Source organism: Pseudomonas sp. HMWF006 (assembly GCF_003061205.1).
GTDB classification, from domain to species: Bacteria; Pseudomonadota; Gammaproteobacteria; order Pseudomonadales; family Pseudomonadaceae; genus Aquipseudomonas; species Aquipseudomonas monsensis.
Map to the genome: position 1 here is coordinate 25,226 of NZ_QAIU01000499.1, position 21,682 is coordinate 46,907.

General features: G+C 58.7%; 21 protein-coding genes. 5 read left to right on the plus strand and 16 right to left on the minus strand.

The features are described from left to right. The 3 genes from folP to rlmE all read right to left on the minus strand — a co-directional run. A partial coding sequence (folP, locus tag DBR24_RS21895) for a dihydropteroate synthase (protein WP_371921342.1) occupies nucleotides 1–751 on the minus strand: 751 nt, incomplete at its 3' end. Between the two features lie 8 nt (nucleotides 752–759). Continuing rightward, complete coding sequence (ftsH, locus tag DBR24_RS21900; RefSeq protein ID WP_123464536.1) at nucleotides 760–2,667, minus strand: ATP-dependent zinc metalloprotease FtsH; 1,908 nt, start codon at nucleotides 2,665–2,667, stop codon at nucleotides 760–762. A 202-nt stretch (nucleotides 2,668–2,869) separates the two neighbouring features. Continuing rightward, complete coding sequence (rlmE, locus tag DBR24_RS21905) at nucleotides 2,870–3,499, minus strand: 23S rRNA (uridine(2552)-2'-O)-methyltransferase RlmE (protein WP_123464534.1); 630 nt, start codon at nucleotides 3,497–3,499, stop codon at nucleotides 2,870–2,872. 101 nt (nucleotides 3,500–3,600) lie between these two features. Here rlmE and DBR24_RS21910 point away from each other — a divergent pair, with 101 nt between their 5' ends. Continuing rightward, a complete protein-coding gene (locus DBR24_RS21910) occupies nucleotides 3,601–3,909 on the plus strand; it encodes a YhbY family RNA-binding protein (RefSeq protein ID WP_003221534.1) in 309 nt (102 codons plus the stop codon). Nucleotides 3,910–3,918: 9 nt separating this feature from the next. Here the strand turns inward: DBR24_RS21910 and DBR24_RS21915 are convergent, their stop codons facing one another. From DBR24_RS21915 to grpE, 8 genes are all read right to left on the minus strand, one after another. Beyond that, nucleotides 3,919–4,323, minus strand: a complete 405-nt coding sequence (locus tag DBR24_RS21915; RefSeq protein WP_128615784.1) for an MFS transporter — start codon at nucleotides 4,321–4,323, stop codon at nucleotides 3,919–3,921. 28 nt (nucleotides 4,324–4,351) lie between these two features. After that, on the minus strand, nucleotides 4,352–4,828 hold the full coding sequence (gene greA / locus DBR24_RS21920) for a transcription elongation factor GreA (protein ID WP_123465972.1): 477 nt from the start codon (nucleotides 4,826–4,828) through the stop codon (nucleotides 4,352–4,354). Between the two features lie 2 nt (nucleotides 4,829–4,830). Beyond that, on the minus strand, nucleotides 4,831–8,052 hold the full coding sequence (gene carB, locus DBR24_RS21925) for a carbamoyl-phosphate synthase large subunit (protein ID WP_128615785.1): 3,222 nt from the start codon (nucleotides 8,050–8,052) through the stop codon (nucleotides 4,831–4,833). A gap of 126 nt (nucleotides 8,053–8,178) precedes the next feature. Continuing rightward, nucleotides 8,179–9,315, minus strand: coding sequence for a glutamine-hydrolyzing carbamoyl-phosphate synthase small subunit (carA, locus tag DBR24_RS21930; RefSeq protein ID WP_123464528.1), 1,137 nt, complete (start codon nucleotides 9,313–9,315; stop codon nucleotides 8,179–8,181). Nucleotides 9,316–9,571: 256 nt separating this feature from the next. Continuing rightward, nucleotides 9,572–10,375, minus strand: a complete 804-nt coding sequence (gene dapB / locus DBR24_RS21935; RefSeq protein ID WP_016771766.1) for a 4-hydroxy-tetrahydrodipicolinate reductase — start codon at nucleotides 10,373–10,375, stop codon at nucleotides 9,572–9,574. Nucleotides 10,376–10,384: 9 nt separating this feature from the next. Continuing rightward, nucleotides 10,385–11,509 carry a molecular chaperone DnaJ gene (gene dnaJ, locus DBR24_RS21940; RefSeq protein ID WP_003221522.1) on the minus strand — a complete coding sequence of 375 codons (1,125 nt, stop codon included), beginning with the start codon at nucleotides 11,507–11,509 and terminating at the stop codon, nucleotides 10,385–10,387. 297 nt (nucleotides 11,510–11,806) lie between these two features. Then, a complete protein-coding gene (gene dnaK / locus DBR24_RS21945) occupies nucleotides 11,807–13,723 on the minus strand; it encodes a molecular chaperone DnaK (RefSeq protein WP_064585905.1) in 1,917 nt (638 codons plus the stop codon). Nucleotides 13,724–13,825: 102 nt separating this feature from the next. Then, on the minus strand, nucleotides 13,826–14,392 hold the full coding sequence (grpE, locus tag DBR24_RS21950; RefSeq protein ID WP_123464526.1) for a nucleotide exchange factor GrpE: 567 nt from the start codon (nucleotides 14,390–14,392) through the stop codon (nucleotides 13,826–13,828). A 240-nt stretch (nucleotides 14,393–14,632) separates the two neighbouring features. Between grpE and recN the strand changes: the two genes are divergently transcribed. Further along, nucleotides 14,633–16,306 carry a DNA repair protein RecN gene (recN, locus tag DBR24_RS21955; protein WP_128615786.1) on the plus strand — a complete coding sequence of 558 codons (1,674 nt, stop codon included), beginning with the start codon at nucleotides 14,633–14,635 and terminating at the stop codon, nucleotides 16,304–16,306. Between the two features lie 87 nt (nucleotides 16,307–16,393). On the opposite strand, the gene fur is transcribed toward recN, so the two are convergent. Then, nucleotides 16,394–16,798, minus strand: a complete 405-nt coding sequence (gene fur, locus DBR24_RS21960; RefSeq protein WP_003221515.1) for a ferric iron uptake transcriptional regulator — start codon at nucleotides 16,796–16,798, stop codon at nucleotides 16,394–16,396. A gap of 97 nt (nucleotides 16,799–16,895) precedes the next feature. Between fur and DBR24_RS21965 the strand changes: the two genes are divergently transcribed. Then, entirely contained in the window at nucleotides 16,896–17,423 is a 528-nt protein-coding gene (locus DBR24_RS21965) for an outer membrane protein assembly factor BamE (protein ID WP_123464522.1), read from the plus strand. Between the two features lie 61 nt (nucleotides 17,424–17,484). Here the strand turns inward: DBR24_RS21965 and DBR24_RS21970 are convergent, their stop codons facing one another. From DBR24_RS21970 to DBR24_RS21980, 3 genes are read right to left on the minus strand one after another with little or no spacing between them, the layout of a single operon-like run. Beyond that, nucleotides 17,485–17,799 (minus strand): RnfH family protein, encoded by a 315-nt coding sequence (locus DBR24_RS21970; protein WP_128615787.1) that lies wholly within the window; start codon nucleotides 17,797–17,799, stop codon nucleotides 17,485–17,487. Beyond that, nucleotides 17,792–18,226, minus strand: coding sequence for a type II toxin-antitoxin system RatA family toxin (locus DBR24_RS21975; RefSeq protein ID WP_123464518.1), 435 nt, complete (start codon nucleotides 18,224–18,226; stop codon nucleotides 17,792–17,794). Before DBR24_RS21975 ends, DBR24_RS21970 begins: the two co-directional genes overlap by 8 nt. Nucleotides 18,227–18,233: 7 nt before the next feature. Next, on the minus strand, nucleotides 18,234–19,637 hold the full coding sequence (locus DBR24_RS21980) for a sodium-dependent transporter (RefSeq protein ID WP_128615788.1): 1,404 nt from the start codon (nucleotides 19,635–19,637) through the stop codon (nucleotides 18,234–18,236). Nucleotides 19,638–19,756: 119 nt separating this feature from the next. Between DBR24_RS21980 and smpB the strand changes: the two genes are divergently transcribed. Continuing rightward, nucleotides 19,757–20,239 carry an SsrA-binding protein SmpB gene (gene smpB, locus DBR24_RS21985; RefSeq protein ID WP_007915208.1) on the plus strand — a complete coding sequence of 161 codons (483 nt, stop codon included), beginning with the start codon at nucleotides 19,757–19,759 and terminating at the stop codon, nucleotides 20,237–20,239. Nucleotides 20,240–20,357: 118 nt separating this feature from the next. Here the strand turns inward: smpB and DBR24_RS21990 are convergent, their stop codons facing one another. Beyond that, nucleotides 20,358–21,125, minus strand: a complete 768-nt coding sequence (locus tag DBR24_RS21990) for an FCD domain-containing protein (protein ID WP_007915207.1) — start codon at nucleotides 21,123–21,125, stop codon at nucleotides 20,358–20,360. A gap of 262 nt (nucleotides 21,126–21,387) precedes the next feature. Here DBR24_RS21990 and DBR24_RS33225 point away from each other — a divergent pair. Continuing rightward, a partial coding sequence (locus tag DBR24_RS33225) for an L-lactate permease (RefSeq protein WP_256591727.1) occupies nucleotides 21,388–21,682 on the plus strand: 295 nt, incomplete at its 3' end.

Sequence of the window (21,682 nt, forward strand, 5' to 3'; positions counted from 1 at the left end):
CCGCCAGCGCCAGACCGCCATGCAGACGCTCGCCCACGGGACGATTCAATGCATGTCCGATCATGCTCTTGCGCGAAACACCAACCAACAACGGCCGCCCCAGCGCATGCAGGGCTTCCATATGCTTGAACAAGCTTAGATTGTGCTGCAGGGTTTTGGCGAAACCGAAACCGGGGTCGAGAATGATCCGATTGGCCGGGATACCCGCCAATGCACATTGAGCCATGCGCTCTGCGAGAAACTCGCCGACTTCCCGGGTGACATCCTGATACTGCGGATTGTCCTGCATGTCGCCAGGCTCACCCAGCATATGCATCAGGCACACCGGCAGGCCAGTGGCGGCGGCTGCGTCCAGCGCACCATCGCGCTGCAGGGAGCGCACATCGTTGATCAACCCTGCACCCAGTCGCGCAGTTTCACGCATGACCGCCGGCGTTGAAGTGTCAACCGAGATAACCACATCCAGTTCGCGATTGATCAGTTCAACGACGGGCGCCACGCGCTCCAGCTCCTCCAGAGGAGAAACCGCTCGCGCACCTGGCCGGGTCGATTCGCCGCCGACATCAATCAGCGTCGCGCCAGCCAGCACCATGGCTTCGGCATGGCGCAAGGCTGCGTCGTGCTGGCTGTAACGGCCACCATCAGAGAAAGAATCGGGAGTGACATTGAGAATGCCCATGACGTGTGTCCGGGCCAAATCAAGAACCCGGTTGCCGCAAGGCAACCGGGTCAGGGACTGTACAGAAGTCATTTCAAACCTTAAACGTCAGCAGCCGGACCGCCGATCGGTGTTTCCGGACGCTCGTCCTGAACCACTGGAGGTGGAGGTGTACCCGTACCACCGGACCAGTCGCGAGGCTCGCGAGGAGTACGACCCGCCATGATGTCGTCGATCTGTTCAGCGTCGATCGTTTCGTACTTCATCAACGCATCAGCCATGGCGTCGAGCTTGTCACGGTTATCCGTGAGGATCTGCTTGGCCGTGCCGTAGCACTGGTCAATGATGCTGCGCACCTCGGAGTCGATCAGCTTGGCTGTCTCGCCGGAGAAGCTGGCACTCTGACCGCCACCGCCGCGACCGAGGAACACCTCGCCTTCTTCTTCGGCATACATCAGAGGGCCGAGCTTTTCCGACAGACCCCACTTGGTCACCATGTTCCGTGCAATCTGGCTGGCACGCATGATGTCGTTGGACGCGCCGGTGGTGACACCGTCAAAGCCCAGGGTCATCTCTTCAGCGATACGGCCGCCGTACAGCGAGCAGATCTGGCTGATCAATGCACGTTTGGACAGGCTGTAGCGATCCTCTTCCGGCAGGAACATGGTTACACCCAGCGCGCGACCACGCGGAATGATCGACACCTTGTACACCGGATCATGCTCTGGCACTACACGACCGACGATAGCGTGGCCGGCTTCATGATAAGCAGTGTTCTGCTTTTCCTTCTCGGACATGACCATCGACTTGCGCTCGGCGCCCATCATGATCTTGTCTTTGGCCAGTTCGAACTCTTTCATTTCAACGATGCGTTTGCCGCTACGCGCAGCGAACAGCGACGCTTCGTTGACCAGGTTAGCCAGGTCAGCACCAGAGAAGCCCGGAGTACCACGCGCGATAACGGCCGGAGCAACGTCGTCACCCATTGGCACTTTGCGCATGTGAACCTTGAGGATCTGCTCGCGACCACGGATGTCCGGCAAGCCAACCACCACCTGACGGTCGAAACGGCCCGGACGCAGCAGCGCCGGGTCAAGCACGTCAGGACGGTTGGTGGCAGCAATTACAATGATGCCGTCGTTCATCTCGAAGCCGTCCATCTCTACCAGCAACTGGTTGAGGGTCTGCTCGCGCTCGTCATGACCGCCGCCCATGCCGGCGCCACGATGGCGACCGACGGCGTCGATTTCGTCGATGAAGATGATGCAAGGCGCGTGTTTCTTCGCCTGCTCGAACATGTCACGTACGCGGCTGGCACCGACACCGACGAACATCTCGACGAAGTCAGAACCGGAAATGGTGAAAAACGGTACCTTGGCTTCGCCGGCAATCGCTTTGGCCAGCAGGGTTTTACCGGTACCCGGAGGGCCGACCATCAGCACACCGCGAGGAATGCGACCGCCCAGACGCTGGAACTTGCCCGGATCACGGAGGAACTCAACCAGTTCACCCACTTCTTCCTTGGCTTCGTCGCAACCGGCAACGTCAGCCAATGTGGTTTTCACCTGGTCTTCAGACAACAGACGCGCCTTGCTCTTGCCAAAGCTCATCGGCCCGCCCTTGCCACCGGCACCACCCTGCATCTGGCGCATGAAGAACATGAACACCGCGATGATCACCAGGATCGGGAAGCTGGCCACCAGAAGCTGGGTCCAGATGCTTTGCTGCTCAGGCTGCTTGCCTTCGACCACGACGTGATTGTCGACCAGGTCGCCGATCAGGCCATTGTCCTGGATCGCCGGACGAATGGTCTTGAAGCTGTCGCCATCGTTGCGCTTACCGGTAATCACATAGCCATCAACGGCTACGCGCTCGACCTTGCCATCCTTGACCTGCTGGATGAAGTCGGAATAGTTGAGGGTCTGCGGCTCGTTAGGGCTGGAGAAGTTGTTCATCACCGTCACGAGGACTGCCGCGATGATCAACCACAGGATCAGATTCTTTGCCATATCGTTCAATTAACTACCCTCTGAAGCAAGCTCCGCTACTGGCGCGCGCTTCGCATGATATTCACCGGCCTAACTTACTACATTACCTACAACTCTGGCAGGCGCCGTCTGTAACCCTTTGTGAAACACTTTCTACACAATATTCGCTTATGCACACGGGGCAAAATACGAAAAACCTATCACCCCGGCAAAAAACCTCGTGTTACTCACTACGCCCGCGGTAACCCCAGGCCAGCATGTACTGCTCGCGGGAACTGCCGCGGGAGGAGTCTGGCTTGATCATCTGGATCTTGTCGAATTTCCGACGAGCATCCTTCAGGTAAACATCAAAACCTTCGCCCTGAAAAATCTTGATCACGAAATTGCCACCCGGCTTGAGTATCCGTTCCGCCAGATCAAGCGCCAGTTCACAAAGGAACATGGCTTTTGGCATGTCCACTTCAGGCGTACCACTCATATTGGGGGCCATATCGGAAATCACAAGGTCTACCTGCGAATTACCCACGGCCTCAAGGATCCGCGCGAGCACTTCGTCCTCGGTGAAGTCCCCCTGAATGAAATTCACGTCCGGAATACTGTCCATTTCCAGAATGTCCGAGGCGATCAGGCGCCCCTGACCACCGATCAACCGGCTCGTGACCTGCGACCAGCCACCGGGCGCCGCGCCCAGGTCGACAACGCTCATGCCGGAACGGATCAGCTTGTATTTCTCCTGGATCTCCAGAAGCTTGTAACTCGCACGCGAGCGGTAGCCATCCTTCTGCGCTTGCTTCACATAGGGATCGTTGACATGTCTTTTCAGCCAACCAAGGCTTGTCTTGGAACGCGCCATTGGGCACCTCGATGATAAGGGTCGTGATTAATTGGGCGGATCCACGAACCCTCGGGTAAAATGGCCGCCATTTTACAGAATCCAGACGAAAGGGTCAGATTATGCCGCTCACTCCAGAGCAGAAGAAACAGTACAAATCCATTGGCCACCATCTGAAACCAGTTTTGACTGTGGCTGACAACGGTTTGACTGAAGGTGTGCTAGCCGAACTTGAACGCGCCCTAGCGGATCACGAGCTGATCAAGATCAAGCTCAATATCCTCGATCGCGAGTCGCGCCTGGCGCACATTGCAGAGCTGTGCAAGGTCGGCAAAGCGGACCTGGTACAGGTCATCGGCAAGATGGCACTGGTTTACCGCAAGAACTTCAGCGTCAACAAGCAGCTGTCGAACGTTCATCGCTTCAAGTGATGACAAGGGTCAAGGGTGTGCTTCGCGCACCCTGCCACCCCATCCCGGCACCGGTTGCAGCACCAGCACCAGTCCGGAAAACCCCAGGATCAGAAAACTGAACACCTGCCAGCGCTGCGCATCCGGCCAGCCGACACGTATTGCGACAAACATCGCGCACGCATACAACGCCATCAGCAGCACCTGACCGCGAAAATCCCGCCATAGACTGGCAAGGCCTTCGGCCTGTACCAGCACCAAAGCCTGAAAAATCACGCATGCGGCGGCGAATCCCACCACCAGCACTTCAAATGCACTGGCCACTTCATCGACCAACAGCGGTGCCAAGCCGATTTTGCCCAACACCGGCTGCAAGCCAAGATGAATCAGCCATAGACCGCCGACCCAAAGCATCTGGGTCAGCTGCCAAAGCATGGCGCCCGCACGCAGCGGGCGCCCGTTTTCAGATGTGACGGACTTCGACAATCTCGTACTCGATAACGCCACTTGGCGTTTTCACGGCAACCACATCGCCCTCTTCCTTGCCGATCAAGGCACGGGCCAGCGGCGAGCCGACCGAAATCTTGCCGAGTTTGAAGTCAGCCTCATCCTCACCCACGATGTGGTAAGTGACGCTTTCATCCGTCTCGACGTTAGCGATTTCGACGGTGGTCCCGAAGATCACTTTGCCAGTGTGCGCAATGGTCGTGACGTCAATGATGACCTGATTCTGAATCCGGCCTTCGATGTCACGAATCCGCGCCTCGACCATGCCTTGCTGTTCGCGGGCGGCATGGTATTCAGCGTTTTCTTTCAAGTCACCCAACTCGCGGGCCGTACCGATATCCTGGCTGAGCTTCGGACGGACGACCTTGGTCAGGTGAGCATGCTCTTCTTCCAGGGCGCGAGCGCCCTGAACAGTCATTGGGTACTTGGTTATGCTCATGCCTTCAATCCTGCGTGTAGATCCTGCAAGCGGCGTACGGTCTTCTCGGGACCGAACTTCAGCGCTTCACAGATAGCTTCGCCCGCAGCAATGGTCGTGGTGCAGTAAATCTTGTGCTGCAGGGCATTACGACGAATGGAGTACGAATCAGCGATCGACTGACGACCTTCAGTGGTGTTGATGATCAGCGTGACTTCGTCATTCTTGATCATGTCGACCACGTGCGGACGACCCTCGGTCACCTTGTTCACACGGCGCACTTTCAGGCCTGCGGCTTCGATCAGCTTGGCAGTCCCGGCAGTGGCAACCACTTCGAAGCCCAAGTTGATCAGATCACGGGCCACGCCTGCAACCAGAGGCTTGTCATCGTCACGCACGCTGATGAACGCGGTACCACCAGTCGGCAGCACTTCGCTGGCGCCCATCTGGGCCTTGGCGAAAGCTTCACCGAAAGTGTCGCCGACGCCCATCACTTCACCGGTGGACTTCATCTCTGGGCCGAGGATCGGGTCCACACCAGGGAATTTGGCGAACGGGAACACCGCCTCTTTCACGCTGTAGAAGTTCGGGATGATTTCTTTGGTGAAGCCGATTTCCTGCAGGGTCTTACCGGCCATCACGCGCGCAGCGATCATGGCCAGGGAGACACCGATGCACTTGGAAACGAACGGCACAGTACGGGAAGCGCGCGGGTTGACTTCAATGACGTAGATGTCTTCGCCCTGCAGCGCCAGCTGCACGTTCATCAGGCCGACAACGCCCAGTTCCAGGGCCATTTTCTTGACCTGTTCGCGCATCTCGTCCTGGATGTGCGCCGGCAGCGAGTAAGGCGGCAGCGAGCACGCGGAGTCACCGGAGTGAACGCCCGCCTGTTCGATGTGCTGCATGATCGCGCCGATCACCACGTCTTTGCCGTCGCAGACCGCATCCACGTCCATCTCGATGGCGCAGTTGAGGAAGTGGTCGAGCAGCACCGGGCTGTCGTTGGACACTTGCACCGCGTCACGCAGGTAGCGCTTGAGTTCGTCTTCCTTGTACACGATTTCCATCGCACGACCGCCCAATACGTAGGACGGGCGCACCACCAGCGGGTAACCGATCTTGGCGGCAGCACGAACGGCTTCGTCTTCGCTGCGCACTGTGGCGTTTGGCGGCTGACGCAGGTTCAGGCGCTCAACCATTTGCTGGAAGCGCTCACGGTCTTCGGCACGGTCAATGGCGTCAGGGCTGGTACCGATGATCGGCACGCCAGCGGCTTCCAGGGCTCGCGCCAGTTTCAGCGGAGTCTGGCCGCCGTACTGGACGATCACGCCTTTCGGCTTCTCGACGCGGCAGATTTCCAGCACGTCTTCCAGGGTAACCGGCTCGAAGTACAGGCGGTCGGAAGTGTCGTAGTCAGTGGAAACGGTTTCCGGGTTGCAGTTGACCATGATGGTTTCGTAGCCGTCTTCGCGCAGTGCGAGGGCAGCATGTACGCAGCAGTAGTCGAACTCGATGCCTTGGCCGATACGGTTCGGACCGCCGCCCAGGATCATGATCTTGTCACGACCCGACGGTGCGGCTTCGCACTCTTCCTCGTACGTCGAGTAGAGGTACGCGGTGTCGGTGGCGAACTCGGCGGCGCAGGTGTCAACGCGCTTGTAGACCGGGAATACTTCCAGCTTCTGGCGGTGAGTACGCAGGTTTTTCTCGGTCACACCCAGCAGCTTGGCCAGGCGCTGATCGGAGAAGCCTTTGCGCTTGAGCTTGAACATCAGATCGCGGTCGATCGCGGACAGACCGAGGGTCTTGACCTTCTCTTCGTCCTTGATGAGATCTTCGATCTGCACCAGGAACCAAGGGTCGATCATGTTCATGGCGAAGATTTCTTCGACAGTCATGCCGGCACGGAAAGCGTCTGCCACGTACCAGATGCGCTCGGCACCCGGCACGGTCAGTTCGCGCTTGAGCACGCTCATGCTTTCCGGATTGCTCAGGTCGAGCTTCTCGTCCAGACCGCAAACGCCCACTTCCAGGCCGCGCAGGGCTTTCTGCAGGGATTCCTGGAAGGTCCGGCCGATGGCCATGACTTCACCGACCGACTTCATCTGAGTGGTCAGACGTGCGTCAGCCTTGGCGAATTTTTCGAAGGCGAAGCGTGGCAGCTTGGTCACGACGTAGTCGATCGACGGCTCGAAGGACGCCGGGGTCTTGCCGCCGGTGATGTCGTTCGACAGTTCGTCGAGGGTGTAACCCACAGCCAGCTTGGCCGCGACTTTGGCGATCGGGAAACCGGTGGCTTTCGAAGCCAGCGCCGAGGAGCGCGATACACGCGGGTTCATTTCGATCACGACCATACGGCCAGTGTTCGGGCAGATACCGAATTGCACGTTGGAACCGCCAGTCTCGACGCCGATCTCGCGCAGTACCGCCAGGGAGGCGTTACGCAGGATCTGGTATTCCTTGTCGGTCAGGGTCTGTGCCGGAGCAACAGTGATCGAGTCACCGGTGTGCACGCCCATCGGGTCGAAGTTCTCGATCGAGCAGACGATGATGCAGTTGTCCTTTTTGTCGCGGACAACTTCCATTTCATATTCTTTCCAGCCGATCAGCGATTCGTCGATCAGCAGTTCCTTGGTCGGCGACAGGTCCAGACCGCGAGCGCAGATTTCTTCGAACTCTTCACGGTTGTATGCGATACCGCCACCGGTGCCGCCCATGGTGAAGGACGGACGGATGATGCACGGGAAGCCCAGGGTTTCGAGAACCGCGTTGGCTTCTTCCATGCTGTGGGCGATACCGGAACGCGGGCACGCCAGGCCGATGGACTTCATCGCCTTGTCGAAACGCGAACGGTCTTCAGCCTTGTCGATGGTGTCGGCGTTGGCGCCGATCATTTCTACGCCGAACTTCTCCAGAACGCCTTCGCGTTCCAGGTCCAGGGCGCAGTTCAGAGCCGTCTGGCCGCCCATGGTTGGCAGTACCGCGTCCGGACGCTCTTTTTCGATGATCTTGGCAACGGTCTGCCACTTGATCGGCTCGATGTAGGTGGCGTCGGCCATGTCCGGGTCGGTCATGATGGTGGCCGGGTTGGAGTTCACCAGGATGACGCGGTAACCCTCTTCGCGCAGGGCTTTACAAGCCTGGGCGCCGGAGTAGTCGAATTCGCAGGCCTGGCCGATAACGATCGGGCCAGCGCCGAGAATCAGGATGCTTTTAATGTCTGTACGTTTTGGCATGGGTTTGTCACTCAAATCCGCAGGTCAGTCGGCAAGCCGTCTTGATCGATTTCTGAAGCCTCGAAGGGGCCGCCGGGGTCGGGGCCGCCCTCGAGGGGCTTCTCTCTACAGTCTCAAGGCGAACGCTTAGCGTCGCTTGGCCATCTCGTTGATGAAGCGGTCAAACAGTGGCGCCACGTCGTTCGGGCCCGGGCTCGCTTCAGGGTGACCCTGGAAGCTGAACGCGCTCTTGTCGGTGCGCTCGATGCCTTGCAGGGTACCGTCGAACAGCGATTTGTGGATCGCACGCACGTTGGCCGGCAAGGTTTCTTCGTCTACCGCGAAGCCGTGGTTCTGGCTGGTGATCATCACGACGCCAGTGTCGAGATCCTGTACCGGGTGGTTGGCACCGTGGTGGCCGTGGCCCATTTTCAGGGTCTTGGCGCCGGAGGCCAGAGCCAGCAACTGGTGACCGAGGCAGATGCCGAATACCGGGATTTCGGTTTCCAGCACTTCCTTGATCGCCTTGATCGCGTAGTCGCAAGGCTCCGGATCACCAGGGCCGTTGGACAGAAACACGCCGTCCGGCTTCAGTGCCAGTACGTCGGCAGCCGGAGTTTGTGCCGGCACCACGGTGACGCGGCAGCCGCGCTCGACCAGCATGCGCAGGATGTTCAGCTTGACGCCGTAGTCGTAGGCAACCACGTGGTAAGGCAGCTCGGAAGCGTCGATGGTCGCGTGGCTGTCGGTCTTCAGATCCCAGACAGTCGAGCGCCATTCGTATTGAGTCTTGGTGCTGACGACTTTCGCCAGGTCCATGCCCTTGAGGCCCGGGAAGCCTTGCGCGGCGGCGATTGCAGCTTCTTCGGAGATGTTGTCGCCGGCCATGATGCAGCCGTTCTGTGCGCCTTTTTCACGCAGGATGCGGGTCAGGCGACGGGTGTCGATACCGGCGATCGCCACAACATTGTTGGCTTTCAGGTAGTCGGACAGGGACATCGTGTTACGCCAGTTGCTCGCTACCAGCGGCAGGTCACGAATGACCAGGCCAGCGGACCAGACGCGGTCGGACTCGGCGTCTTCCGGCGTGGTGCCGGTGTTGCCGATGTGCGGGTAAGTCAGGGTCACGATCTGTTGGGCGTAGGAAGGATCGGTAAGGATTTCCTGATAGCCGGTCATTGCGGTGTTGAACACCACCTCACCAACGGTTTGACCGTCGGCTCCAATGGCTTCGCCGCGAAAAATGCTGCCATCAGCAAGGGCGAGTATGGCTGGCTTAGTCAAGAAGACCTCCCGTAAATAACGCATGAAAGGGCAATCGCAGGTTGTAAAAAAGCGGAGTGACGTATGGACACGTCACCCCGCTTGTTCACTGAATTATTCTGCGCGCTTTTAGTGGACACACTAAAGCTGTAGCTTACAGAAAAAGGCTTTTTTGGTCCACCGCTAAAGAGCCTAAAAGGCCGGAGAATGCGACAGGTCGTCGCTCAGCGGGAAAAACCGGCGCAAACAGGGCGTTTGCACCGGGTTCAACAGGGGTTTAACGCAGGTCGAGTACGTCTTGCATGTCGTACAGACCCGGCTCACGACCGTCCAGCCACAGCGCCGCACGTACCGCGCCTTTGGCGAACGTCATGCGGCTCGATGCCTTGTGCGTGATCTCGACACGCTCGCCATCAGCGGCGAACAGCACGGTGTGATCACCCACGATGTCGCCCGCACGCACGGTAGCGAAACCAATGGTTTCACGCTCACGCGCACCGGTCTGACCTTCGCGCCCGTAGACCGCGACCTTTTTCAGGTCACGCCCCAACGCATCGGCAATCACTTCACCCATGCGCACAGCGGTGCCCGACGGCGCATCGACCTTGTGGCGATGGTGAGCTTCCATGATTTCGATATCGACATCATCACCCAGCACCCGCGCAGCCGTGTCGAGCAGTTTCAGGCACAGGTTGACACCCACACTGAAGTTGGCGGCGAAGACAATTGGAATGTCCTTGCCCGCTTCGGCCAGCAATTGCTTTTCTTCGACACTGAAACCGGTCGTGCCGATGATCATCGCCTTGCCGTGCTTGCGGCAGAACGCGAGATTCTTGAGGGTCACGGTCGGGTGAGTGAAGTCGATCAGCACGTCGAACTCTTCGACCACGCGATCCAGATCACCGGACAACGGCACACCGATACGGCCCAGCGCTGCCAGCTCACCGGCATCCGCACCGACCAGCGTGCTGTCGGGACGATCCACCGCCGCCGTCAGACCGGCACCCGGCGTTTGCTGCACCGCTTCAATCAGGGTTTTGCCCATGCGCCCGGCGGCGCCCATCACTGCAATACGTCGCATGCGGACTCCTTACAAATCGCCGAAGAAGCGCTTTACACCGTCGAACCAACCGGTGGTTTTCGGCGAGTGGCTGTTGTCGTCGGCCAGGGAGCTGCGGAACTCTTCCAGCAGTTCGCGCTGACGACGGTTCAGGTTGACCGGGGTTTCCACGGCCACGCGGCACATCAGATCGCCCGCACCGCCGCCACGCACTGGCGCCACGCCTTTGCCACGCACGCGGAACTGCTTGCCGGTCTGGGTGCCTTCGGGGATTTTCAGTTTGACGCGACCGTCGAGGGTCGGAATTTCCAGCTCGCCGCCCAATGCCGCATCGACGAAGCTGATCGGCACTTCGCAGAACAGATGCTTGCCATCACGCTGGAAGATGTCGTGCTCGCGCACATTGATGACGACATACAGATCGCCCGTCGGACCACCCTGCGTACCCGCCTCACCTTCGCCGGACAGACGAATGCGGTCACCGGTATCGACGCCGGCCGGCACTTTGACCGACAGGGTCTTGTACTCTTCGACACGACCGTCGCCGTGGCAAGAGTCGCACGGATCGGAAATGATCTTGCCCTGGCCATGGCAACGCGGGCAGGTCTGTTGTACCGAGAAGAAGCCTTGCTGCATGCGCACCTGGCCGATGCCGCCGCAGGTCGGGCACGTCGACGGCGACGAGCCTTTCTTCGCGCCGGAACCGTCACACGGCTTGCAGTTGACCAGTGTCGGAACGCGGATGTTCACGGTGGTGCCGCGTACCGCTTCTTCCAGATTCAGCTCCAGGGTGTAGCGCAAATCGCTGCCACGCTGGGCGCCACCACGGGAACCGCCGCGACCGCCACCGAAGAAGTCACTGAAGACATCGCCAAAGATGTCAGAGAAGTTCTGCCCGCCGAAACCGGCGCCACCGCCACCCATGCTCGGGTCGACGCCGGCATGACCGTATTGGTCGTAGGCCGCGCGCTTGCTGGAATCGGACAATACTTCGTAGGCCTCATTGGCCTCTTTGAACAGTTCTTCCGACGCTTTGTCATCGGGATTACGGTCCGGGTGATGCTTCATCGCCAGGCGGCGATAGGCCTTCTTCAAGTCCGCGTCGCTGGATCCACGCTCAACACCCAACACTTCGTAATAGTCACGCTTTGCCATAAGTTCTTTGCACTCTTGAGGACGTCCGGCAAACCCCTCCTGAGGATGGCCAAACTCGTTGAGCCCCAATACAGGCCCGGACCCAACTCACGTCAATTCAACGATCCTGGTCTTTGTTTCTTGTGGTACTTGCGGCGCGGAAAGCAGGAGCATTCCCGGCCATACCAGCAACACGCGAGGCTTGTCGCATGTTGTAAAAATTCACGTATTCCAGATACGCCAACGCGGGAGCAAGCTCCCGCGCGGCGACATCCTACCAGTCACCGCCGCAAGGCAGTCAACCGGCCGACCAACAACTTACTTGTGGTCTTTGACTTCTTCAAACTCGGCATCGACAACATCGTCGGCCTTTTCAGCTTTCTCGTCGTGCGGCGCCGCGCCTTCAGCAGGCTGAGCCTGTTCGGCGTACATCTTCTGGGCAACCGGAGCCGAGACTTTCGACAGCTCTTCAACCTTGGCTTCGATGGCAGCCTTGTCGTCGCCTTTTACAGCGGCTTCCAGTGCAACCACGGCAGCTTCGATCGCGGTCTTCTCTTCAGCGGTGACTTTGTCGCCCGCGTCAGCAACCATTTTGCGCGTCGAGTGAACCAGAGCATCACCCTGGTTACGGGCAGCGGCCAGCTCTTCGAACTTGCGGTCTTCCTCGGCATTCGCCTCGGCGTCACGCACCATGCGCTCGATCTCTTCGTCGGACAGACCGGAGTTGGCCTTGATCACGATCGACTGAGTCTTGCCGGTCGCCTTGTCTTTCGCGCCGACGTGCAGGATGCCGTTGGCGTCGATGTCGAAGGTCACTTCGATCTGCGGCACGCCACGTGGAGCAGGTGGAATGTCGGCCAGGTCGAACTTGCCCAGAGACTTGTTCTGCGCCGCTTGCTTACGCTCACCTTGCAGGACGTGAATGGTCACAGCGCCCTGGTTGTCGTCGGCAGTCGAGAACACTTGCGATTTCTTGGTAGGAATCGTGGTGTTTTTCTCGATCAGCGCGGTCATCACGCCACCCATGGTTTCGATACCCAGGGTCAGCGGGCTGACGTCGAGCAGCAGAACGTCTTTCACGTCACCGGCCAGAACCGCGCCCTGGATGGCAGCACCCATGGCAACTGCTTCGTCCGGGTTAACGTCTTTACGAGCTTCTTTACCGAAGAAATCGGTCACCAGTTTCTGCACCAGTGGCATACGGGTCTGACCGCCGACCAGAATCACGTCGTTGATCGCGCCAACGTCGATACCGGCGTCTTTCATGGCGATGCGGCAAGGCTCGATGGTGCGCTGAACCAGGTCTTCAACCAGTGCTTCGAGCTTGGCACGCGAGATCTTCACGTTCAGGTGCTTAGGACCGGTCGCGTCTGCAGTGATGTACGGCAGGTTGACGTCGGTCGACTGAGCGGACGACAGCTCGATCTTGGCTTTCTCAGCGGCTTCTTTCAGGCGCTGCATGGCCAGCGGGTCACCTTTGAGGTTCATGCCGCTTTCTTTCTTGAATTCGTCAACGAGGTAGTCGATCAGACGAATGTCGAAATCTTCACCGCCGAGGAAGGTGTCACCGTTGGTGGCCAACACTTCGAACTGGTGCTCGCCGTCAACTTCAGCGATCTCGATCACGGAAACGTCGAAAGTACCGCCACCCAAGTCGTAAACGATCACGGTGTGATCGCCCTTGGCCTTGTCCATACCGTAAGCCAGAGCAGCTGCGGTTGGTTCGTTGATGATACGTTTAACGTCCAGACCGGCAATGCGGCCGGCGTCTTTGGTCGCCTGACGCTGGCTGTCGTTGAAGTAGGCCGGAACGGTGATTACCGCTTCGGTCACTGGCTCGCCGAGGTAGTCTTCGGCGGTCTTCTTCATCTTCTTCAGGATTTCAGCCGAGATTTGTGGCGGTGCCATTTTCTGGCCGTTCACTTCTACCCAGGCGTCGTTGTTGTCAGCCTTGACGATCTTGTAAGGGACCATCTGGATGTCTTTTTGCACAACTTCTTCGTCGAAACGACGACCGATCAGACGCTTTACTGCGTACAGGGTGTTGTGCGGGTTGGTCACTGCCTGACGCTTGGCCGACTGACCTACCAGGATTTCGCCATCGTTGGCGTAAGCGATGATCGACGGCGTGGTGCGCGCGCCTTCAGCGTTCTCAATAACCTTGGCCTTGCCGTTTTCCAGCACGGAGACGCAGGAGTTGGTAGTCCCCAGGTCGATACCGATAATTTTGCCCATGTTCACTCTCCCGAAACTTTGGATTTTGTTGCCGCAGCAGTGGTGGCTAACTGCGGTAATACTTAAACGCTTGACTTCTAAATGGGGGCCTTGCGGCTAATTTCAAGCCTTCTCGTCAATCGAAGGCGAAATTGGCGCTGGCGCCTTGCTGACCACAACCATGGCCGGACGCAACAGGCGACCGTTGAGCTGATAACCCTTCTGGAACACCTTCAGAACGCTGTTCGGCTCTACGTCGGCACTTTCTTGCATGGCCATCGCCTGATGATGAACGGCGTTGAACGGTTCGCCATGCGGGTCGATCGCTTCAAGCTGATAACGCTTGAGGGTGTCGTGGAACATTTTCAAGGTCAGTTCGATGCCTTCACGCATCGGACGGATGCTTTCGTCGTCCGGGCTCGACAGCTCGAGACCGCGCTCCAGGCTGTCGACGATCGGCAGCAGGTCGCCGGCGAATTTTTCCAGCGCAAACTTGTGCGCCTTCTCGACATCCTGTTCGGCACGGCGACGGACGTTCTGCAGATCGGCAGCTACACGCAGAGACTGATCCTGCGCGGCGGCCAATTGCTCTTCGAGCACTTGTACACGGGTCGCCAGGTCGTCACCCGAGCCTTCGGGCGCCTGATTGGCTTCTGGGTTTTGCGTATCTACTGTCTGTTCGTCAGCCATAGAATTCTCCTTTCAATTTCGTCCGCGAGCCTGACTCGCGCTTCTGCCCCGATATATGGGGCCGCAAAATCAGGCTTCAAGGGCTGTCGATGATTAACCCTACAAAAAAGTGCCGCATTCTCATTACCGGATGCGCTAAGCAGTTTTTGAGTTCAAGCAAATCGAGCTAAGGAAGGGCATTGTCAGCCCGAAACAAAACACTGTATAAATAACCAGACCTTAAGCCTGGGAGCGGCCTTCATGCTGGTGCACCTGTCCGTACACAACTACGCCATCGTTGAACATCTCGATCTCGAACTTGATCGCGGGATGAGCGTGATCACAGGGGAAACCGGCGCCGGCAAGTCGATCATGCTCGACGCTCTGGGCCTGACCCTCGGCGATCGCGCCGACAGCGGCGTGGTTCGCCCCGGCGCCGACAAGGCCGACATCCTCGCCACCTTCGACCTGGTCGACATCCCTGAAGCCCATGCCTGGCTGGCCGAGCGCGACCTGGACATCGACGGCCCGTGCATCCTGCGACGGGTCATCACCTCCGAAGGTCGTTCCCGCGGCTATATCAATGGCACGCCCTGCCCGCTCGGCGATCTGAAGTCGCTCGGCGAGTTGTTGATCGACATCCACAGCCAGCATGAACACCAGTCGCTGCTGAAGACCGATACTCATCGCCGTTTGCTCGACGAATATGCAGGCGCCACCGACCTGGCCCGTCAGGTTCAACTGGCCGCCCAGCGCTGGCGCCAGACGCGTCAGGAGCTTGAGCGACTGTCCAACTCCGGCGACGAGCAACGCGCTCGCCACCAACTGCTCAGCTATCAGCTGGAAGAACTGGAGAATCTCGGCCTCGGCGAAAACGAACTCGAGCAACTGGAGCAGGAACACAAGAACCTGACAAACGCCGAGACCCTGCTGGGCATTTGCCGACAAGTGGTCGAGCAATGCAGCGAGAGCGATTCCGGCAATGTGCTGAACGCGCTGACCGCCAGCCTCAATCGCCTGTCGAGCGTGAACAACTCGGTCGGCGCACTGGGCGAAGCCAGCAGCCTGCTCACCAGCGCGCAGATTCAAGTGGAAGAAGCCGTCGGCGAGCTCAATCGCTTCCTCGATAACTTCGATGCCGACCCGGCCCGCCTGCAATATTTGGAGGAGCGCCTCGACGCGATCTATACCTTGGCTCGCAAGCACCGGATCCAGCCGACCGAAGTCGGAGAAATGCAGCAAAAGCTGCTGGATGAAATAGAAACCCTCAACGCCAACGATGAATCCATCGAGCGCCTGGGCGAGGAACTGGCTTCCTATACCCGCCACTATCAGGAAAAAGCCCGAGAGCTGAGCGATCTGCGCCATCAGGCCGCCGGCAGTCTCGCCAGCGCGGTTGAGCAGGAAATTCAGCGCCTGGGCATGCCTGGTGGTCGATTCACCATCGAACTGCGGGCCAATAGCAGTGACGAACTATTGCCTAACGGCCTCGAACAGGTCGAGCTGCTGGTCAGCGCCAACCCCGGCCAGCCGCTCAAGGCACTGGCGAAAGTGGCCTCCGGTGGTGAGCTGTCGCGGATCAGCCTGGCGATTCAGGTGATCACCGCGCAAACCTCTCGCGTACCGACCCTGGTATTCGACGAAGTGGATGTGGGGATTGGCGGGCCAACCGCTGAAATCGTCGGCCAGTTGTTGCGTCGGCTCGGCGAACGCGGGCAGGTCCTGACCGTGACGCACTTGCCGCAAGTGGCGGCGCAAGGGCATCAACATCTGTTCGTGCACAAGGTGCGCGGCGAACAGGCGACGCATACCGCCGTTTCCAAATTGAGCAAAAACGACCGCATAGAAGAGGTTGCACGGATGCTGGGCGGGATCGACCTGACCAAGGAGTCGCTGGCGCACGCCAAGAAGATGGTCGTTACCGCGAAAGCCTGAGCGCCGAAACAGGTACGACAGAAAGCACGAAGGCGACCCTTGGGTCGCCTTCGTTCGTTTCGCGAACCTGAAATTCGCGCGACATGCTTACTTTTTCTTGCGTACGTACAGCACCAGATTGTGATCTACCAGATCAACACCGTGCTCCTCGGCAATTGCCTTCTGGAGCTTTTCGATTTCCGGGCTGACGAATTCGACGACCTCACCGGTTTCCACGTTGACCATATGATCGTGGTGGCCGCCGTCGGCCAATTCAAATACCGCGTGGCCACCGTCGAAGTTGTGACGGACCACGAGGCCAGCAGCTTCGAACTGGGTCAGAACACGGTAAACCGTGGCCAGACCGACGTCCTCGCCCGCTTCCATCAACGCCTTGTAGACGTCCTCGGCACTCATGTGACGCTGCTCGGTAGAGTCGAGCATTTGCAGGATCTTGACCCGTGGCAGGGTCACTTTGAGGCCGGCTTTGCGTAGTTCGCTATTTTCAACCATGGTCAGCTTTCTCGCGATGCTGCTTCGCAGCTTCTCTTAATGCGGGTATGATCGGCGTTTACGTTGTCCCAGCCAAGATAGTGGAAGTCGCCCACCGATGCAAAACACCAAGCTCTTGCTAACCAGTTTCACCTTTGTGGGACTGCTCGCACTCGCCGGTTGTTCATTCCCCGGGGTTTACAAAATCGACATCCAGCAGGGCAATGTCGTCACGCAGGACATGATAGACCAGTTACGCCCGGGAATGACCCGGCCGCAAGTACGGTTTATCATGGGCAACCCTCTGCTTGTCGACACGTTCCATGCCGATCGCTGGGATTATCTGTACAGCCTGCAACCGGGTGGCGGTGAACGCCAACAGGAACGCGTCAGCGTTATTTTCAACTCAAACGACCAGCTTGTCAGCCTGTCCGGTGACTTTATGCCGGGCGTCAGCCGTGACGAAGCCATTCTCGGCAAGGACAGTGGCACCAAGGTGACCGCTCCTGCTGAAAACGCCGAGAAGCCAAAACCGGAAAAACCGGTCAAGCCAGGTTCCTTGCTGGATCAAATCCAGAAGGACGTCGATGGTGTAGAAACCGTTCCGGTTCCGACACCAGAGCCCCTGGACACCTCGCCGCAATAATTTGCGACGCAATAAAAAACCCGGAAATTCCGGGTTTTTTATTGTCTGCCGTTTGGCATTCTCACTGATTTCGAGCTTTCGCCTCGGCAGCCTTGGCTGCGCGCAAGCGCCGTACCTCTTTCGGGTCAGCGAGCAACGGGCGATAAATCTCAATACGATCCCCCGCCTGAACCAGGCGAACCTGAGGATCGGCAACCACTTTGCCAAAGATCCCCAAAGGGCAATCCGCCAGATTCAGCTCGGGAAACGCCTCACCGATGCCCGAGGCGAGCACCGCAGCCCGTATTGTCGAACCTTCAGCCACGCTGACGGTACGCAAAACCTGACGATCAACGGCCGCATACACGACCTCTATCTCGATCACCGGCTCAACCATGCATCTGCTTGGCGCGCTGGCAGAACGCGTCCACCAGGGTATTCGCAGCCTGATTGAACAGCGGCCCCAAGGTCGCACGCACCAAAGGCCCGGCGTAGTCGAAGGAAAGATCCAGGCTGATCTTGCAAGCCTTCTCATTCAACGCCTTGAACACCCAGACACCGTGCAGCTGATTAAACGGACCTTCTTCAAGGTTCATCTCGATCGTTTGCCCCGGCACCAGCGTATTACGCGTCACAAAGTGCTGACTGAGTCCACCCTTGGCCACGCCGACGCTGGCGCGCATATGTTCCGGCGAGCTTTCCAGCACTTCGGCAGACGAGCACCACGGCAGAAACTCCGGATAACGCGCCACGTCGTTGACCAGGTCGTAGAGAAATTGCGCCGGGTACGGCAGCAGCGCTGATCGTTGAATATGTGTCGTCATGTAAGCGTTACTTCCAGAGCTGAGCGGCAAATACTACAAGAATGCCGATAGGCGCCACGTAGCGCATCAAGAACAAAGACAGGGCAAACAGCGCCGGATTGCGAATCGACAACTCGTCACGCACCGCCTCACGCCCCATCACCCAACCGGCAAACAGCACAAAACACAGACCACCGAGCGGCAGCATGATCCGCGAGGTGAAGAAATCGATCACGCCGAAGAAGTCCAGACCGCCCGCCGCCCCCCATTGGTAGAGATGGAACATTCCGCCTTCGTTCACGAAAAATTTGGCCTCCTTCCAGATATTGAAGGAGAACACCGTGCCCAGACCAACGAACCAGCAAATGAATGCCAGCCAGAAAGTAACCCAGGCGCGGCTGATTTTCGTGCGCTCAACCAGATAGGCCACCATCGGCTCCAGCAGGGAAATCGCCGAACTCCACGCCGCAATCGCCACCAGCACAAAGAACACCACGCCCATCAACTGACCGAATGCCACGTTACCAAAAGCAAATGGCAGGCTGACGAACATCAGGCCTGGGCCTTCGCTAGGGTTCAGTCCGCCGGCAAACACAATCGGGAACAGCGCCAGACCGGCCACCAGCGACACAAAGGTATCGAGCAGTGCGACGCCGACCACCGTACCGGACAGCGACGCATCCTTAGGCATGTAGGCGCCGTAGATCATGATCGAGCCGACACCGACGCTCAGCGAGAAGAACGCGTGGCCCATGGCCGGCAACAAGCCGTCGAGGACTTTTTCCGGGTGGAAGTCGAACATGAAATGCACGCCTTCCATGAAATGCCCGGTGGTCATGCTGTAACCCAGCAGCACCAGCACCATCACGAACAGCAGCGGCATCATGATGCGCAGGCTGCGCTCAAGCCCGGCGACCACCCCTTTGGCGATCACCACCGCCGACAGCAGCATGAAAATCGTGTGCCAAAGTGTCAGGCGCCACGGATCGGCAATGACCTTGCCGAAATAAGCGCCGACCTGGTCGGCCGTGGCGCCCTGAAAGTCCCCGCGCCCCATGTCGACGATGTAATCCAGCGACCAGCCGCCGACCACACTATAGAAAGACAGGATCAGCAGCGCCGTGATCATCCCGGCAAAGGCGCCCCACGACCACTTGGCCGAATGCCCGGCATCGAGCGCCAGGACCTTCAGGGCGTTCGCCGGACTTTGCCGGGCGCGACGACCGATCAGGGTTTCAGCGAGCATGACCGGGACACCGATCAGCGCGATGCACGCCAGAAACATCAGCACAAAGGCACCGCCGCCGTAGACCCCGACCATGTAGGGGAATTTCCAGATACTACCCAGTCCCACGGCCGAACCGGTCGCGGCGAGTATGAATACCCAGCGGCTAGCCCAACTGCCGTGGACAGAAACCTTGTCTGTCGACATCGTTTATCACGCCCAAGCGTTAGAAAAAGAGGCCGCATTGTCCGGGATTCACTCAACCTGCTCAAGCACGCAGCATCACCGTAGCCGACAGCGGAACAACTCCATATAATGCCGCCCCTATGGCTAAACAGAAGAAACACCCAACAGGGACCATCGCGCAGAACAAAAAGGCGCGACACGATTACTTCATCGAGCACAAGTTCGAGGCTGGTCTGGTCCTGGCCGGCTGGGAAGTAAAAAGTCTGCGGGCAAGCAAGCTACAGCTGGTCGACAGCTATGTCCTGCTCAAGGATGGCGAAGCGTGGCTGCTCGGCAGCCACATCACGCCTCTGATGACCGCAAGCACCCACGTCATCGCAGACCCGGTGCGCACACGCAAATTGCTGCTCAACCGCCGCGAGCTGGAAAAACTCGCCGCCGCCGTGCAGCAAAAGGGTTACGCCTGCGTATGCCTGTCCTGGTACTGGAGCAAGCACATGGTCAAGTGCGAAATTGCTCTGGGCAAGGGCAAGAAGGAATACGACAAGCGCGACACCGAGCGCGAGCGCGATGCCGGTCGCGAATTGCAGCGCGCCGTGCGCAACAAGGGCAAGGAAGACTGATTTCTTCTGCCTTTAGAGCGTATTCGCGAGCAAGCTCGCTCCCACCTTGGAATGCATTTCAATGTGGGAGCGAGCTTGCTCGCGAAAGCTATTGCAGCATCAACACCGAAGTAACTGATCACATCCCCTTGCGCCGCTCCGCCCGGGCCATGCGCTGAACCTCCTGCCGCACCTCTTCCAGCACTTCCTGCACATACAGAATGTGCCGACTGGACACTTCCCGCGCCTGCTCCGCGCGACCTTCGATGATCGCCAGATACAATTCCCGGTGCTGAGTGATCAGCATGTCGCGGGTTTCCGTGCGCTGTTTGTACATGCCGCCGATGTTGGTCACGACGTTACGTTTGAGCAGATCGAACAGCCCGCGGATGGTGTGCAGCAACACCGCGTTATGACTGGCCTCGGCAATCGCCAGATGGAATTTTGCGTCCGCCGCGCCCTCTTCTGCCCGACTGACTTCGTCGTGACGCGAATAACAATCCTGCAACTCCTCGAACGCGGCGGTCAGCCGCTCACGGTCGACATCGGTGGCACGCAATGCCGCGTAATAGGCGCACGATGCCTCCAGAGTGTGCCGAAATTCCAGTAAATCGCGCTGCGCCTCGGGATTGCTTTCGAGCAGTTGCAGCAGTGGATCACTGAAGGTCGAACCGAGACTTTCCACCACATAGTTGCCACCGCCCTGACGACTGACCAGCAAGCCTTTGGCCGCCAGTTTCTGGATCGCCTCGCGCAGCGACGGCCGTGATACGCCAAATTGTTCGGCCAGCGTGCGTTCCGCCGGAAGCCGCTCCCCCGACTTCAGCGTGCCCTCGAGAATCATCCCCTCGAGTCGCTCGACAATATCGTCAGACAAACGGCGCTGCCGAATCTGATCAAACCCCATAGCTCATTTCTCCACGACCCCGACCGCTCGCCGGGCTCTCTATTCTGGCCTATCGGCGCCTTGCCGACACCTACCAAACACCACCTGCCCGAACCGGATCAGTTGCCATCTGCACCGCTTGTTCGACAAAAGTTTTAGGGCGGCAAATTGACACACCGCCATCAAGGCTTTTACCCTAGCCAACAGCGATTGTAAATTGGTATTACCAATTAACCAAGAACGCTGACAGTGCCTGACCAACAACAATTAGGGGCCACCCCATATGCAAACCTGGCAACAGCTCTACAGCCCGCTCGGCAGTCTCGGCGTGTCCGCTCTCGCGGCCGTCATTCCCATCGTTTTCTTTTTCCTCGCGCTGGCGGTGTTCCGCCTCAAAGGTCATGTGGCCGGCAGCATCACGCTCGCCTTGTCGATTGCTGTGGCGATTTTCGCCTTCCACATGCCGGTCGACATGGCCCTCGCTGCGGCCGGATACGGCTTTGCCTATGGTCTGTGGCCGATTGCCTGGATCATTGTGGCGGCGGTGTTCCTCTACAAACTGACGGTCAAGAGTGGTC